At 59.9% G+C, this 14,271-nt stretch carries 16 protein-coding genes; 10 read left to right on the top strand and 6 right to left on the bottom strand.

Annotated elements, in window-relative coordinates:
• Nucleotides 1-41: 41 nt before the first annotated feature.
• The 3 genes from J2X71_RS16845 to J2X71_RS16835 form a co-directional block, all read right to left on the bottom strand.
• Nucleotides 42-605: a methylated-DNA--[protein]-cysteine S-methyltransferase gene (locus J2X71_RS16845; RefSeq protein ID WP_310383091.1), complete on the bottom strand. Its 564-nt coding sequence runs from the start codon at nucleotides 603-605 to the stop codon at nucleotides 42-44.
• A gap of 88 nt (nucleotides 606-693) precedes the next feature.
• On the bottom strand, nucleotides 694-1,281 hold the full coding sequence (locus tag J2X71_RS16840; RefSeq protein ID WP_310383090.1) for an alpha/beta hydrolase: 588 nt from the start codon (nucleotides 1,279-1,281) through the stop codon (nucleotides 694-696).
• 127 nt (nucleotides 1,282-1,408) lie between these two features.
• Complete coding sequence (locus tag J2X71_RS16835) at nucleotides 1,409-1,714, bottom strand: hypothetical protein (protein WP_310383089.1); 306 nt, start codon at nucleotides 1,712-1,714, stop codon at nucleotides 1,409-1,411.
• A 212-nt stretch (nucleotides 1,715-1,926) separates the two neighbouring features.
• Between J2X71_RS16835 and J2X71_RS16830 the strand changes: the two genes are divergently transcribed.
• The 5 genes from J2X71_RS16830 (at nucleotide 1,927) to J2X71_RS16810 (ending at nucleotide 7,360) form a co-directional block, all read left to right on the top strand.
• Nucleotides 1,927-2,250, top strand: a complete 324-nt coding sequence (locus J2X71_RS16830) for a hypothetical protein (protein ID WP_113325213.1) — start codon at nucleotides 1,927-1,929, stop codon at nucleotides 2,248-2,250.
• A gap of 129 nt (nucleotides 2,251-2,379) precedes the next feature.
• A complete protein-coding gene (locus J2X71_RS16825) occupies nucleotides 2,380-3,834 on the top strand; it encodes a deoxyribodipyrimidine photo-lyase (RefSeq protein WP_310383088.1) in 1,455 nt (484 codons plus the stop codon).
• Nucleotides 3,831-5,165: an FAD-dependent oxidoreductase gene (locus J2X71_RS16820; RefSeq protein ID WP_310383087.1), complete on the top strand. Its 1,335-nt coding sequence runs from the start codon at nucleotides 3,831-3,833 to the stop codon at nucleotides 5,163-5,165. The genes J2X71_RS16825 and J2X71_RS16820 overlap by 4 nt, the downstream gene beginning before the upstream one ends.
• Complete coding sequence (locus tag J2X71_RS16815; protein ID WP_310383086.1) at nucleotides 5,162-6,022, top strand: DUF1365 domain-containing protein; 861 nt, start codon at nucleotides 5,162-5,164, stop codon at nucleotides 6,020-6,022. The genes J2X71_RS16820 and J2X71_RS16815 overlap by 4 nt, the downstream gene beginning before the upstream one ends.
• Before the next feature lie 78 nt (nucleotides 6,023-6,100).
• Entirely contained in the window at nucleotides 6,101-7,360 is a 1,260-nt protein-coding gene (locus tag J2X71_RS16810) for a cyclopropane-fatty-acyl-phospholipid synthase family protein (protein WP_310383085.1), read from the top strand.
• Here the strand turns inward: J2X71_RS16810 and J2X71_RS16805 are convergent, their stop codons facing one another.
• Nucleotides 7,361-8,194, bottom strand: coding sequence for an SDR family NAD(P)-dependent oxidoreductase (locus J2X71_RS16805; RefSeq protein WP_310383084.1), 834 nt, complete (start codon nucleotides 8,192-8,194; stop codon nucleotides 7,361-7,363).
• 98 nt (nucleotides 8,195-8,292) lie between these two features.
• A complete protein-coding gene (locus J2X71_RS16800; protein WP_310383083.1) occupies nucleotides 8,293-8,952 on the bottom strand; it encodes a ChrR family anti-sigma-E factor in 660 nt (219 codons plus the stop codon).
• 210 nt (nucleotides 8,953-9,162) lie between these two features.
• Between J2X71_RS16800 and J2X71_RS16795 the strand changes: the two genes are divergently transcribed.
• From J2X71_RS16795 to J2X71_RS16775, 5 genes are all read left to right on the top strand, one after another.
• A complete protein-coding gene (locus tag J2X71_RS16795; protein WP_310383082.1) occupies nucleotides 9,163-10,203 on the top strand; it encodes a cysteine synthase A in 1,041 nt (346 codons plus the stop codon).
• A gap of 6 nt (nucleotides 10,204-10,209) precedes the next feature.
• Nucleotides 10,210-10,947 carry an alanyl-tRNA editing protein gene (locus tag J2X71_RS16790; RefSeq protein ID WP_310383081.1) on the top strand — a complete coding sequence of 246 codons (738 nt, stop codon included), beginning with the start codon at nucleotides 10,210-10,212 and terminating at the stop codon, nucleotides 10,945-10,947.
• Nucleotides 10,948-10,991: 44 nt separating this feature from the next.
• Nucleotides 10,992-11,861: a 3-mercaptopyruvate sulfurtransferase gene (gene sseA, locus J2X71_RS16785; RefSeq protein ID WP_310383080.1), complete on the top strand. Its 870-nt coding sequence runs from the start codon at nucleotides 10,992-10,994 to the stop codon at nucleotides 11,859-11,861.
• A gap of 5 nt (nucleotides 11,862-11,866) precedes the next feature.
• Complete coding sequence (locus J2X71_RS16780) at nucleotides 11,867-12,427, top strand: GNAT family N-acetyltransferase (RefSeq protein ID WP_007815685.1); 561 nt, start codon at nucleotides 11,867-11,869, stop codon at nucleotides 12,425-12,427.
• A gap of 97 nt (nucleotides 12,428-12,524) precedes the next feature.
• Nucleotides 12,525-13,034, top strand: a complete 510-nt coding sequence (locus J2X71_RS16775) for a DUF1203 domain-containing protein (protein WP_310383079.1) — start codon at nucleotides 12,525-12,527, stop codon at nucleotides 13,032-13,034.
• Between the two features lie 16 nt (nucleotides 13,035-13,050).
• Here the strand turns inward: J2X71_RS16775 and ald are convergent, their stop codons facing one another.
• Nucleotides 13,051-14,169 carry an alanine dehydrogenase gene (gene ald / locus J2X71_RS16770; RefSeq protein WP_310383078.1) on the bottom strand — a complete coding sequence of 373 codons (1,119 nt, stop codon included), beginning with the start codon at nucleotides 14,167-14,169 and terminating at the stop codon, nucleotides 13,051-13,053.
• Nucleotides 14,170-14,271: the final 102 nt, after the last annotated feature.

The following is a 14,271-nucleotide window of genomic DNA, read 5'->3' as shown; positions in this document are numbered from 1 at the left end:
GATTTTCAGGATATTCCAAGCACTTGCTTGCGGCTTCGTCCTCAAAAATCGAGAGACTGCTGGGCGGGCGGCGGCGGGCCGACATGCACGCCCTCGAGTTCCAGCATATGCAGCTTGGCATTCGAACCACCGGGCGCCGAAAAGCCGCCGATCTTGCCGCCTGCGGCCAGCACGCGATGACAGGGAATGATAAGCGCGACGGGGTTTTTCGCCATGGCCTGGCCGACGTCGCGTGCGGCTTCCGGCCCTGCTCCAAGCTCCTTGGCCAGCGTGCCGTAGGTGGTCGTGCGACCCCAACTGACGCGGCGCGCGGCGGCATAGATATCGCGGAAGAATGCGGCCTGGCCGTCAAGGTCAACGGCGACAGTGGAGAAGTCGACTTCCTCACCTTCGAAGTAGCGCTTTACCGCAGCAACGGCGTCCAGAATCTGCGGCGTCGGCCTGCCCGGTTCGGCAGCCGGCAAACGGCGCAGCAACAAGCGTTCTGTCGACTCGGCGCTCTTCGTCGGCAACTGGAATCGCGTCACGCCGGCATCGCTCCAGGCAATGCCGCAAAAGCCGCCGGCGGTTTCGAAGATCAGATATTGATGCACTTTCTGAGCCATGGTGAAGCCCTCACATTCCGTCGGGCATCAGAATCGTACTGCAAAGGCGTAAGTTCAACCCGTTTCTTGCGCATGTCCCGATAAAATATCAGGCCGATGCGGCGGTCGCGGCAAGCGTGGATATCTGCGGTCTCTTCGCCTTCGCCTTGCCTTTTACTGCATCGAACAGGGCGTAGCCGCCGGTCCAGCGACCGAAACCGCTGGCAATGTTGATATGGCCTGCGAGACCTATGTTGCGGACCTCGGTTTTCCAGAGGCGAGTGTAGAAGCTCAAACGGTCGAGCGACATATATTTGTCGTCGAGGCTGCCGACGGTGAGGCTCGGAAAGGGAAGCGGGGTTGTCGGCATGGGGCCGAAGGCGAGCGAGCCGGGGTGCAGCCTTTCCGTGGCCGGCAAATCGCACGGGGCGACCAGAAGCGCTCCCTTTACCCGCCGGGCCAGTGGCCGGTCGGCGAGCCTCGCCGTCAGGATGCAGCCGAGGCTGTGGGCAACGATATAGGCTTCCCCCGCCTCCAGCAGTGCCTGTTCCAGCCGTTCCATCCAGCGATCCAGACGAGCGTGGTTACAGTCGTCCTGGCCGACCATTTGGCTCTGTGGCACGTCATCAAGCCAATAGTGCTGCCAATGCCCCTCGTCGGAACCGAACAGACCCGGCACGATCAGGATTTTTGTCATTGCTATCTCCTGGCGCATGCGCAGCAAACTGCTGTGACGCATCTCGGCCAGAATTATCCATAAATTTTATGGACTAAAGAAATGAAGCTCCAAAACCCGTGAGAAAGCTGGAAAATCCATCGCGGGATCAGAAGCTGTCGCTCACAGCAAAGGTCAACAAGTCGCAGGATATTCTGAGGCCGATCGTGTTGTGGCAAGGCATCCCCTCGCCTGCAGTCATATCGCGCCCGTCGGAAAGCAGAATGGGCTCGGCATTCCCGACGCGGACGGGGCCAGCAGACCAGAGCGAAGGACGGTTGACGTCGATGACCGAAACCCGTTGCTCCGTTGCTTTCACAACGGTCGACGCCAGCGCCATGCCGCTCACCGTCAAAGTGAGTGCAAGCATCATCTGAAGGCAGAGATCTCCGGCTTCGCGCGGTGAAATGAACATGGCGGCCTCATGCCGTAACAAGGGTTTCACTGCGCAGGTAAGGCAAAGGAGAGCTCAGGCAAAGCGGCTTTCGCGGTTAAGGTTTATGCGTAACCATGCGCAATTGTCTCAACCGCCCCGTTTAAATTTTGTAACCTAATTTTGGAACCATGAGTTTTCTCACGGGTTAGGAAAGGGTCGCCAAAGACGAAAATCTAAGGAGGACAGCTCCCATGCATAAATCTCTTATCGCCGCCTCGCTGCTTGCCATCGGCATGGCTTCGTCGGCATTCGCTCAGTCTAATCCCGACACCATCGGCCCGACCAATGGCGGTTCGACGGACCCGAGTTCGGGCAATTATTCGTCCGACTACACCAATGACAGCAATGGCATTCATCCGATGCCCGGGGCCACGGTAGACCCGACCACGACGCAGAGCATCGGTGGTCAGGCCATCGATTGCCCGGGCATGCCGCAGCAGAATACCGGCGTCGATACGCGCGGTGGCGAGAGCGGCGCTTCGGTCAGCGATGCCTGCCGCGAATACGACAACTGATCGGGCAAAGACCCGTTCATTGAGAGAGGCCGGCTCCCACCGGCCTTTTTCATGCGCGCCTGATGAAACTGTTGATCCGATTGCCTCGTACTTCCGTAACAGACAGAGAGGCAAGGCAGGGAGCAGCCATTGGCACGGGAGACTGTTGCAAGACCGGTAATCGTCTGGTTCCGCAAGGACTTGCGTCTTGACGACAACAGGGCTCTGCATGCGGCATGCGCATCGGGGCGGCCGGTCATTCCGCTTTATATCCGCGAACCCCAGGAAGACGGCACGGGGCCTCTTGGCGCTGCCCAGGCATGGTGGTTGCATCATTCACTGCATGCGCTTGACGCAGCCCTCAAAAGACATGGCGGCAAGCTCATTCTAGCAAGCGGTCATGCCCGCAATGTGCTTGCCGACATCATCAAGCGGAGCGGTGCGGAAGCCGTTTTCTGGAACCGCCGTTATGATCCGCCGGGCATCGCGATCGACACCCGCCTGAAGCATGAATTCGAAAAACAGGCGATCGAGGCACGCAGCTTCGGCGGACAGCTTCTGCATGAGCCGACCAAGCTCAAAACGGCAAGCGGCACGTCATACCGCGTCTATACGCCATTCTGGCGGGCGCTCGAAGAAGGCGGCGAGCCGGAGGCACCGGTCGATGCGCCCGAGCGCTTCCGCTTCCCAAAACAGTTTCCGGCCTCCGAAGTGTTGACCTCCTGGAAGCTCCTGCCGCTTAAGCCGAACTGGGCAAAGTCCTTCCCCGACATGTGGACGCCGGGTGAAGCGGCAGCCCAGGAAAAGCTCAGCGGTTTCGTCGAGGACGGACTTCCAGGCTATTCAGCCGACCGGGATTTCCCCGGAAAGACCGCAACCTCCCTTCTCTCTCCGCACTTGGCGCTCGGCGAAATCTCGCCTGCCCGCATCTGGGACGCCACGAAGGGACTTTCGCGGCGCATTCCATCCGACGATATCGTACGCTTCCGCAAGGAACTGGCATGGCGAGAATTCTCCTACCATCTGCTCTTCCATTTTCCTGAGCTTGCCAGGGATAACTGGAACGACGATTTCGACGGCTTCGGTTGGCGCGAAGATGAAGACGGATTTCATGCCTGGTGCAATGGCCAGACCGGCTATCCCATTGTCGACGCCGGCATGCGCCAACTCTGGCGCCATGGCTGGATGCATAACCGCGTGCGGATGATCGTCGCCTCGTTTCTCATCAAGCACCTGCTGGTCGACTGGCGCCGCGGCGAAGCCTGGTTCCGCGACACGCTAGTCGATGCAGACCCCGCCAATAACGCGGCCAGCTGGCAGTGGGTGGCAGGTTCAGGCGCCGATGCCTCCCCCTTCTTCCGCATCTTCAATCCGATGCTCCAGGGCGAAAAATTCGATGCCGACGGCAGCTACATCAGGCAGTTCGTGCCGGAGCTCGGAAAGCTCGAGGACAAACATATCCACCGGCCGTTCGAGGCACCAGCGAGCGTGCTCGAAAACGCCGGCGTCACGCTTGGGAAAACCTACCCCAGACCCATCGTCGATCACGCCACGGCGCGCAGACGAGCGCTGAAGGTCTATAGCGCCATAAAGGATGCAGCATGAACGTGCATGTTCCTTCGCTGCCACGCAGCCTCAAGGTCGCCATCGTAGGGTCGGGCATATCGGGTGCTTCGGCCGCCTGGGCGCTCAATCCTGTCCATGACGTGACACTCTACGAGAAAGATGCCCGGCCGGGCGGCCATACGGCAACGGTCGATGTCGGCTATGACGGGCTGAGCATTCCGGTCGATACCGGCTTCATCGTCTACAACGAGCACAATTATCCCAATCTGACCGCGCTCTTTGCAGAGCTCGGCGTTGCCACGCATGCCAGCGACATGAGCTTTTCACTGTCGCTGGATCATGGCAGGCTGGAGTGGAGCGGCGGCGGGCTGTCGTCTATATTCGCGCAGAAGCGCAATCTGCTGAGCCCCTCCTTTCTCTGGATGATCCGCGAGATCCTGCGCTTCAACCGGACCTGCCTGGAAGACCGGGCGGCCGGGCACCTGGCCTCACGTTCGATCGGCGATTATCTCGACTGGCGTGGCTTCTCGCCGGGTTTCACCAACAACTATCTGGTGCCGATGGCGGCGGCGATCTGGTCGGCGCCATCAGCGCGGATGCTGCAATTTCCCGCCGAACATTTCGTCAATTTCTTCGACAATCACCGACTTATCTATCGCCGTCAGCATCAGTGGCGCACCGTCACCGGCGGCAGCCGCAACTACCTGAAAAGGCTTCTGTCACCGCTCGGCGACAAATTGAAGCTCGGCTGCGGCGTGCGTGGGGTGATCCGCAGCGACAAGGGCATCACCCTGATCGACGAGACCGGCGGCGAGGCCTTCTTCGACAAGGTGATCTTCGCCTGCCACAGCGATCAGACGGCGCGGTTGCTGATTGATGCGACGGATCAGGAAAAGCGCTTGCTCGCTGCTGTCCCCTATCTGCCCAACCGCGTTATCCTGCACTGTGACGCCAACCTGATGCCGACGCGGCGTAAGGTCTGGGCCTCCTGGAACTATCTGCGTTCAAGCCATGCCGACGGCAGAGCCGGTGTGGCCGTGACTTACTGGATGAACAGGCTACAGGGCATAGATCCGAATTTTCCGCTGTTCGTCACGCTCAACCCGGACCGCGAACCGGAGAGCCGCAAGGTCTTTGCCGAATTCACCTATGAGCATCCGCAGTTCTCCGCGGAAGCGATGGCAGCGCAACGGGCGATTGCCGCCATCCAGGGAAGAAACAATTGCTATTTCGCGGGCGCCTGGACCGGATACGGATTCCACGAGGATGGACTCGTTTCCGGTCTTGCGGCGGCAGAGGCACTGGGCGGGATCACACCCTGGCGGACCGCCCGGCCCTCCTCTGGAACCACGCTGGAAGCGGTAGCATGATGGCATCCCGCAAACCCCCCCGCGCATCGAGGTATGGCGTCAGCGTGACGCGAAACGGTCCTCCGCCGGACGCAGCGGCGGTACTTTATGTGGGCGATGTCATGCATCAGCGCATTAAACCGTTCGGCCATCGCTTCCAATATCGGGTCTTTTCGCTCTCCATCGATCTCGACCGGTTGGAGGAAGCTGACAGCCAGTCGGCGCTGTTTTCGGTCAACCGAAGCAATCTCGTCTCGTTCCATGAAGAGGACCATGCAGCAAATGGAAAGCTGCGCTCCCATGCCGACCGCCTGCTTGCGGATGCGTGTGTCGAACGGCCGGCCAAGATCCTGCTCGTCTGTTATCCGCGGATCCTCGGCTACGTCTTCAATCCCCTTTCGGTCTATTATGCTTATGACGACAGGGATGCCTTGATTGCGCTGATCTACGAAGTGCGCAACACATTCGGCGAGCGGCATAGTTATGTCTGCCCCGTCGAGGATAATGAAATCTTCGAAAGTGGTCTTCGCCAGACCTGCGACAAGCTCTTCTATGTCTCTCCCTTCATTGGCATCGGCATGCGCTATCATTTCCGCATGCTGCCACCCGGCCAGGAAATCCGCTGGCGCATCCTGGAAACCGATGCGGAAGGGCCGCTTCTTGCCGCAACCTTCGCCGGCCGGAAAAAGCCGCTGACTGGCCGGACGCTCGGTTATCTTCTCACAACTATTCCCTTCCTGACCATCAAGATCATGACCGGAATTCACTGGGAGGCTCTGAAACTCTGGCTCAAAGGCGCCATCTACGTTCGCCGGCCACCACCTCCGCCGCCTGTCAGCGTGAAGCCGGCAAGCCGGCTTGCAGAAGCTGCGGAATGAATCTAGCGTTTGCGGCAATCGCCGGAGGAGAGGCGCAAGCATTGTCCTGACCGGCCTAAAAATACGGGAGGATGGACGGTGAGCAATTTACAGGATTTGAATCAATCTGCCCGGGACGCGGTGACGCTGACGGCAGAAAATATTTCACGCATCGTCAAAGGCCTGCCCTTCAAAGCGAAGCTTGCACTGCGCGGCCTGATGCGCATGCAGCACGGCTCCCTTGCGGTCACGCTGCCCGACGGGCGCAAGGTGTTTATCAAGGGCAAGGCTGCCGGACCTGACGCCGCGTTGACGCTTCGAAACTGGAACCTTGCCGATCGCGCGCTGACCAGCGGCACGATCGGTGTCGCCGAGACCTATATGGACGGCGATTGGGACAGCCCAGACATCACTGCCTTCCTCGAGCTTTTTCTCGTCAATGGCGAAGCGGCGCACAGCTACGCGCATGGCAAGCGCGGCGTCGGCCGCTTCGTCGAGCGTATCCGCCACTGGATGAACGCCAACACCAAGACGGGCTCCAAGCGCAATATCTCGGCCCATTACGACCTCGGCAACGACTTCTACAAGCAATGGCTCGACCCGAGCATGACCTATTCCTCGGCGCTCTATTCGACCGGCGCCAACGACCTGCAATCGGCACAGAACGCCAAATATCGGGCGCTGGCGGAGGCGACCGGCATCAAGTCCGGCGATCATGTGCTGGAAATCGGCTGCGGCTGGGGTGGCTTTGCCGAATTTGCGGCAGGCGAGTTGAATTGCCGGGTGACGGGGCTGACCATCAGCCGCGAGCAGCTTGCCTTCGCGCAAACGCGCATCAGCAACGCGGGGCTTAGCGACAGGGTCGACTTTCGCTTCCAGGACTATCGAGACGAGACCGGGGTCTATGACCGCATCGTCTCGATCGAGATGTTCGAGGCTGTTGGCGAGAAATACTGGCCGGCCTATTTTTCCAAGCTGAAGCAGTGTCTGAAGCCGGGTGGTAAGGCAGGCCTACAGATCATCACCATCCGTCCCGAGGCCTTCGAGCAATATCGCAGCAATCCGGATTTCATCCAGAAATATGTCTTCCCCGGCGGCATGCTGCCGACGCGCCACCACCTTGCCGAACTCGGCAGGAAGATGGACTTGTCACTGGTCAGAGACTTCGGTTTCGGCCTTGACTACGCCCGTACGCTGGCGGAATGGCGCGAGCGCTTCTGGTCCGTCTGGCATAAGCTCAGGCCGATGGGTTTCGACGACCGGTTCAAGCGGCTCTGGGAATTCTACCTCTTCTACTGCGAGGCAGGCTTTCGCGCCCGCAACATCGATGTGCGGCAGGTGGTCTTTTCGCGGTCTTGATCACTCAGCCGGATGCGGCGTCACCGGCCGGTGACTGGAGTTGGCGGGCCGCTCGCCCCAACCGGTGAAGCGGTTCACCAGTGCGAAATAGAGACCGTAAGGCAAGATCCGCAGGACCTTCAGCACATAGGTGAAGCGCTTCGGGAAGGTGATCTCGAAAGCCTGCGATTTGAGGCCTGCCGCAATGCGCTCTGCCGCCGTCTCGGGCGAAACCAGTGCCGGCATGGGAAAGGCATTCTTACGCGTTGCCGGCGTATCGACAAAGCCCGGATTGATGAGCTGGATGCGGATGCCGATCTTATCGAGATCGAATTTCAGGCTTTCGGCCATATTGATCAGGGCAGCCTTGGTCGCGCCGTAAGCGGCGCTGGTCGGCAATCCCGTGTAGCCCGTCACTGAGGAAACGATGGCGATCTGCCCCTGCCCCTTCGCCTTCATGTGCCTTATAGCCGGCAGCAGGCAATTGACGACGCCCGACAGGTTGACGGCAAAAGTCTTCTCGAAATCGGCTCGGTTCAGATCCTCGCCATGGACGGGCTGATAGACACCTGCACACAGGATCGCCATGGCGAGCGCACCGTGCTCATATTCGATCGAGGCCATGACATGTTCCATGTCTTCGGCATCGGTCACATCGCCATCAAGCACGATGATGCTGCCGGACAGTCCGGCTGCCTCGAGCTGCAATTCCACCAGTTTTTCGTGATTGCGGGCGGTGACGGCGACCCCGTATCCCTCGCCTGCGAGCTTCAGCGCCAGCGCTCGGCCTATTCCGGAACTCGCACCGGAAATCCAGACGATACCATGTTCTGGACGGGCGATGAAATTACGCATGACACTTCCTCCGGTCTGCCGATTTGAACACGAACACAGGCCCGGAAGCTCCTCATCTCTCCCGGGACCATGGCTCTATCACAGCATTGTGGCTGCTTTCAGCCGATGAGGTCGCCGATGATCTGCCGGAAGGAGCCGGTGAGCTTGATCGGGCCATCCGAAACGGCAAAGGCGATGCACGGCCGATCCTTCTCGGCGACGGGGCGATGGTCGACGGTGGCATCCGCAATCGAGATATCCCCCGGCCCGAAACGGCCGCGCTCGTCGCGGAAAGCGCCGTCGAGGATGAGGATCAGTTCCATGCCCGCATGCGTATGGGCAGGCAGTGCGCGACCCGGCCGTATCCACATCAGGCTGACCTCGCAGCCGTCAATATCGGTCGCATATTCCTTGAAGCCCGGAAGGCGCTTGCGCCACGGCACATCATCGGCTTCGAAACCGATGAGATTGCGCAAGGCGCGCGGGAAAAGAGCACCCGGCGGACGTGACAGGAGCTTAGGAGGGGAAACAGGAGCCTTCGAGCCGAAGATTGCCGCAAGCTTCGCATCGCGGTCGCTGATCGGGCTTGATGGCGTGCTCTCCAGAGCTTCTCCAGCCAGCCATTCGAGGTCAACCACCAGGCCGCGATTGTCCGGCTTCATTTCGAGATGAGATTCCACGAGTGCGCGAGCCGGCTCCGGAAGGGAGCCAGCAACATAATGCGCCATCAATGCATCGATCGTGTCGATATGCTCGTGAACCATGTCAGATTCGGTCACGCCTTGTTCCTGCGCCCGTGCTTGCTTTGTCGTCATCCATACGCCGAAAGTCAATCTTCGGATCACTGCTTGCCCAGGCTGAGCGAAAGGCTGGAAATAGAAGACTAATTTTATCGCGGGCATAGAAGGCATGGAATAGGATTTCTTGCCAATGCCGCCTTGTGAAGGGAAAAGACCGTTCCTAAACTATGCGTAAACGAGGCAGATTCCATGACCTTCCACCCATCCGTAATCGAGGCTATCGGCAATACGCCCCTCATCAAGCTCAAGGGTGTTTCCGAGGCGACCGGCTGCACCATTCTCGGCAAGGCCGAGTTTCTCAATCCCGGCCAGTCGGTGAAGGACCGAGCGGCGCTCTACATCATCCGTGACGCCGAGAGAAAGGGCCTGCTCAAGCCCGGCGGCGTCATCGTTGAAGGTACGGCTGGAAATACCGGGATCGGCCTGACGGTCGTCGCCAAGGCGCTCGGCTATCGTACCGTGATCGTCATTCCGGAAACCCAGAGCCAGGAAAAGAAGGATGCGCTGCGCCTGCTCGGCGCCGAGCTCGTCGAAGTTCCGGCCGTTCCCTACAAGAACCCCAACAACTACGTGAAGGTTTCGGGCCGCCTTGCCGAACAGCTTGCCAAGAGCGAGCCGAACGGCGCTATCTGGGCGAACCAGTTCGACAACGTCGCCAATCGCCAAGCGCATGTCGAAACCACCGCACCCGAGATCTGGAAAGATACGGACGGCAAGGTCGACGGCTTCATCTGCTCGGTCGGTTCGGGCGGCACGCTTGCCGGCGTGGCGGCAGGTCTCAAGGCCGTCAACAAGGACATCAAGATCGGCATTGCCGATCCCGAGGGTGCTGCGCTCTACGAATTCTACGCGAACGGCACGTTGAAGTCCGAGGGCTCGTCGATCACGGAAGGTATCGGCCAGGGGCGCATCACGGCTAACCTCGAAGGCTTCACACCAGATTTCTCTTATCATGTCACCGATGCCGAGGCGCTTCCCTACCTCTTCGATCTCGTCGAGAATGAAGGCCTTTGCCTTGGCGGTTCCACGGCGATCAATATTGCCGGTGCGGTTCGCCTCGCCAGGGATCTCGGCCCCGGCCACACGGTCGTGACAATCCTCTGCGACTATGGCAACCGCTATCAGTCCAAGCTCTTCAATCCGGATTTCCTTTCATCCAAGGGCCTTCCCATTCCCGAATGGATGGTCGGCTCGACGGATATCAAAATACCCTACGAACCCGCAGCGTGAGCCCCCATGCCAGTCAATGCCCTCTACCGTGACGACTTCTATCTTTCCACATGCGAAGCGGTCGTCACGGCCGTTCACGAGGACGGGGGCATCGAGCTGGACCAGACCTGCTTTTACGCGACATCGGGCGGGCAGCCGGGCGACACCGGCTTCTTCGAACGGGTTGATGGTTCCAAGATAGAACTTGGCCAGGCAAAACACGGCGCGACCAAGGACATCATCATCCATATGCCGCTGGAAGGCCAGCCGCGCCCTGAGAACGGCGAGAAGCTGGTGCTGCACATCGACTGGCCGCGCCGCTACCGACTGATGCGCATGCACACTGCCTGCCATCTTCTGTCGGTCGTCTGCTCCTATCCGATCACCGGGGCAGCGGTCGGTGAGGACGAAAGCCGCGTCGACTTCGACATGACCGATACGATCGACAAGGATGAGGTGACGGCCAAGCTGATGGACCTCGTCAATCAGAACCATCCGGTCTATCTTCAGTGGATTACGGATGAGGAGCTCGCCGCCAATCCCGGCATCGTCAAATCGAAGAATGTGCGTCCTCCTGTTGGCCTTGGTCGCGTCAGCCTCGTCTGCATCGGGGAGAGTTCTGCGATCGACAGCCAGCCCTGCGGCGGCACGCATGTTTCGGAAACACAGGAAGTCGGTCAGATTCATATTGCCAAGATCGAGAAGAAGGGCAAAGAGAACCGGCGCTTCCGCATTCGCTTCGGCACGCCCGGCGACGAAGCCTGATAGACGATGCCTGCTATTTGGGCCTGATATTTGGGGAGATCATCATGAGCGACACCAAGAGCCATTTCGTCGTCTCGGCCGACTGGCTGCAGGCTGAACTCGGCAAGCCCGATCTGCGCGTGCTCGACGCATCCTTCTATCTTCCGGCGCAAAAGCGCGATGCAAATGCGGAATATGCCGCCGGCCATATTCCGGGTGCCATCCGTTTCGATCAGGACAAGATCGCCGACCATTCGACGAACCTGCCGCATACGATCCCCTCGCCCGATTATTTCGCTGCTGAAGCCGGCAAGCTCGGCATCAGCGAGAACGACCGGATCGTCGTCTATGACGGCATCGGCATGTTTGCCTCGCCACGTGTCTGGTGGCTGTTCCGGGTGATGGGCGCAAAGAACGTCTTCGTGCTTGATGGCGGATTGGACGGCTGGAAAGCCGAAGGACGACCGCTCGAAACCGAGGTGCCGCACTATGCCCCGGCGAGTTTCAAGACGAACTATGATGCCAGCCGCGTCGTTCATCTCGAGCAGATGCGCGATATCGTAGCGAGTGGCGCTCTGCAGATCGCCGATGCCCGCAGCGCCGGACGCTTCGCAGCCGTCGAGCCGGAACCGCGCGCAGGCATGCGTTCCGGCCATATGCCCGGCGCACGCAGCCTGCCATCAGGCGTCTTTGCCAATCAGGGCCGTTTCAAATCGCTGCCGGAACTGAAGCAGACGATCGAGGATGCCGGCATCGACCTTTCCAAGCCGGTCGTCACCTCCTGCGGATCGGGCATTACCGCCGCGATCATCACACTGGCGCTGGAATCGCTCGGCCATACCGATAACAAGCTCTACGACGGCTCCTGGAGCGAATGGGGCAGCCGCGAGGACACGCCCGTCGTCACCGGCCCGCCTGAACCGGTCAAAGTCTGACCGCCATGGGAAAGACGCCCGCCTCGCTCAAGGCCCATATTACGCGGCTTGAAATGGTCGCGCCGCCGAAGGCAAGCCTGCCTGTGCCCGTCAACATACAGACGGCAATCATGCGCGCCCCAGGTATTCCCTTGGCCTTCTATCGCTACCTCTACCGGCAGGTTGGCGCGCGCTGGCAGTGGGTCGACCGATTGAGGATGAGTGACGAGGAGCTTACGGCAGCGCTGCATGACAAGCGCAACAATATCAGCGTACTCTACGTCAACGGTGCGCCGGCCGGCTTCTTTGAATATCTCTGCGAGGACGAGGATACGATCGAGCTCTCCCATTTCGGGCTCTTCGAACATGCGCTCGGCCTCGGCATCGGCAAATGGTTCCTGCTCCAGGCGCTCTACGCGATCTGGACACTGAACCCGACAAAGGTCACGACGACCACCAACAATCTCGACCATCCACGGGCATTACAGCTCTATCAGATGTTCGGTTTCTCTCCCGTCTCCACCGGCACCGGGATCGTCAGGCCGTTGAGCGACAAGGAACTGCTGGAAATCGCCAGGAAAAGCTGATCGCGTCTGCACGCGACGTGCTGTTCGAAGCAAGAATCGGGTGGCTTGGTTGATCGTCAGCGCGGAAACTATGGCAAAGCTCACAAGGAGATTTGCCGTGACCAGCATTCAGTTTTCCGCGATGCCGACATCAGATGCAGAAGCGCTCTGGAGCGGCGGCCGCGATGCCTATGATCGTTTGCCTGAGACGATGATATCCGATGGTCCAGGCCATCCCTGCCGCCACTGCCTGCGAAATATCGGCGCTGGCGAAGAACTCTTCGTCTTTGCCTACCGGCCCTTTCCGGAACTGCAGCCCTATGCCGAGACCGGCCCGATCTTCCTGCACAAGCAGCCTTGCAAGCGCTATTCCGCCGACGAAGTTCTGCCTCCTGTCCTGACGACAAGCACTGACTTCATTGTGCGCGGCTATGGCGAGAATGACAGGATCGTCTATGGCACCGGTGCGGTCACGCCGATCGAGAAGATCCCTGCTTATGCGACCGAACTGCTTGCGCGGCCCGGCATCGCCTATGTGCATGTGCGCTCCGCGCGCAACAATTGCTATCAGTGCCGGATCGACAAAGTAAAAGCGCCGGCCCTTGCGGAAACCGGCGCCTTCATCTGACCTAGAGTCAGCTGGTTTACGCTACGTTCAGCGCGCTTTCCGGCGCGACAGCTTCATAACCAAGCGCGTCAGCGACCGGCTTGTTGGTGATGCGGCCCTTGTGGACGTTCAAGCCGTTGCGCAGATGCTTGTCCTCGGCAACGGCGCGCAGGCCGCGATCGGCGAGTGCGAGGCCGTGGACGAGTGTCGCATTGTTCAGCGCGTGGGCAGACGTGACGGGAACGGCGCCTGGCATGTTGGCGACGCAATAATGCACGACGCCGTCGACGACATAGGTCGGCTCGGAATGGGTCGTTGCATGCGAGGTTTCGAAGCAGCCGCCCTGGTCGATCGCGACGTCGACGATGACGGAGCCCTTCTTCATGCCTGTCAGCATTTCGCGGGTCACGAGCTTCGGCGCGGCAGCGCCAGGGATCAGCACGGCACCGATGACAAGATCAGCGGAGAAAACTTCTTCTTCCAGGGCCTGAATGCTTGAATAGCGCGTATGGATACGGCCATTGAAGATATCGTCGAGTTGGCGCAAGCGCGGCAGCGACTTGTCGAGAATGCTGACATCAGCGCCGAGACCGGCTGCCATCTTGGCTGCATGCAGGCCGACGACGCCGCCGCCGATGATGGCAACCTTGGCCGGGAGAACACCGGGCACACCACCGAGCAGGATGCCGAGGCCGCCATTGGCCTTCTGCAGTGCAGTGGCACCGGCCTGGATCGAAAGACGACCGGCGACTTCGGACATCGGCGCCAGGAGCGGCAGGCCGCCGCGATCGTCCGTCACGGTCTCATAGGCGATTGCCGTAACGCCGGAGGCGAGCAGACCCTTGGTCTGTTCCGGATCGGGCGCAAGATGCAGATAGGTGTAAAGGAGCTGACCGTCGCGGAGCTGCGCCCATTCTGACGGCTGGGGCTCCTTAACCTTGACGATCATGTCGCACTTTTCAAAGATATCTTTGGCGGAGGCGGCGATCTTCGCGCCAGCAGCCATATAGGCGGCATCATCGGCACCAATGCCGGCACCCGCCTTCGTCTCCACCCAGACCTCATGGCCGTGGGCGACATATTCTCTTACCGAAGCCGGCGTCAGACCGACGCGATATTCATGGTTCTTGATTTCCTTCGGGCAGCCGACACGCATTCGCGTTCCTCTCATTTTATGTCCGCGTTCCGCGGAGCGTTTTCTTGCTCCTAAATCCAACCACCACGGCCACGAAATGTCCTTGCAAAGAGGATTTGCGTT

Source organism: Rhizobium sp. 1399 (assembly GCF_031455475.1).
Taxonomy (GTDB): domain Bacteria; phylum Pseudomonadota; class Alphaproteobacteria; order Rhizobiales; family Rhizobiaceae; genus Rhizobium.
Note: the sequence above shows the minus strand (reverse complement) of the source record. Positions and strands in the feature narration are given on the sequence as shown.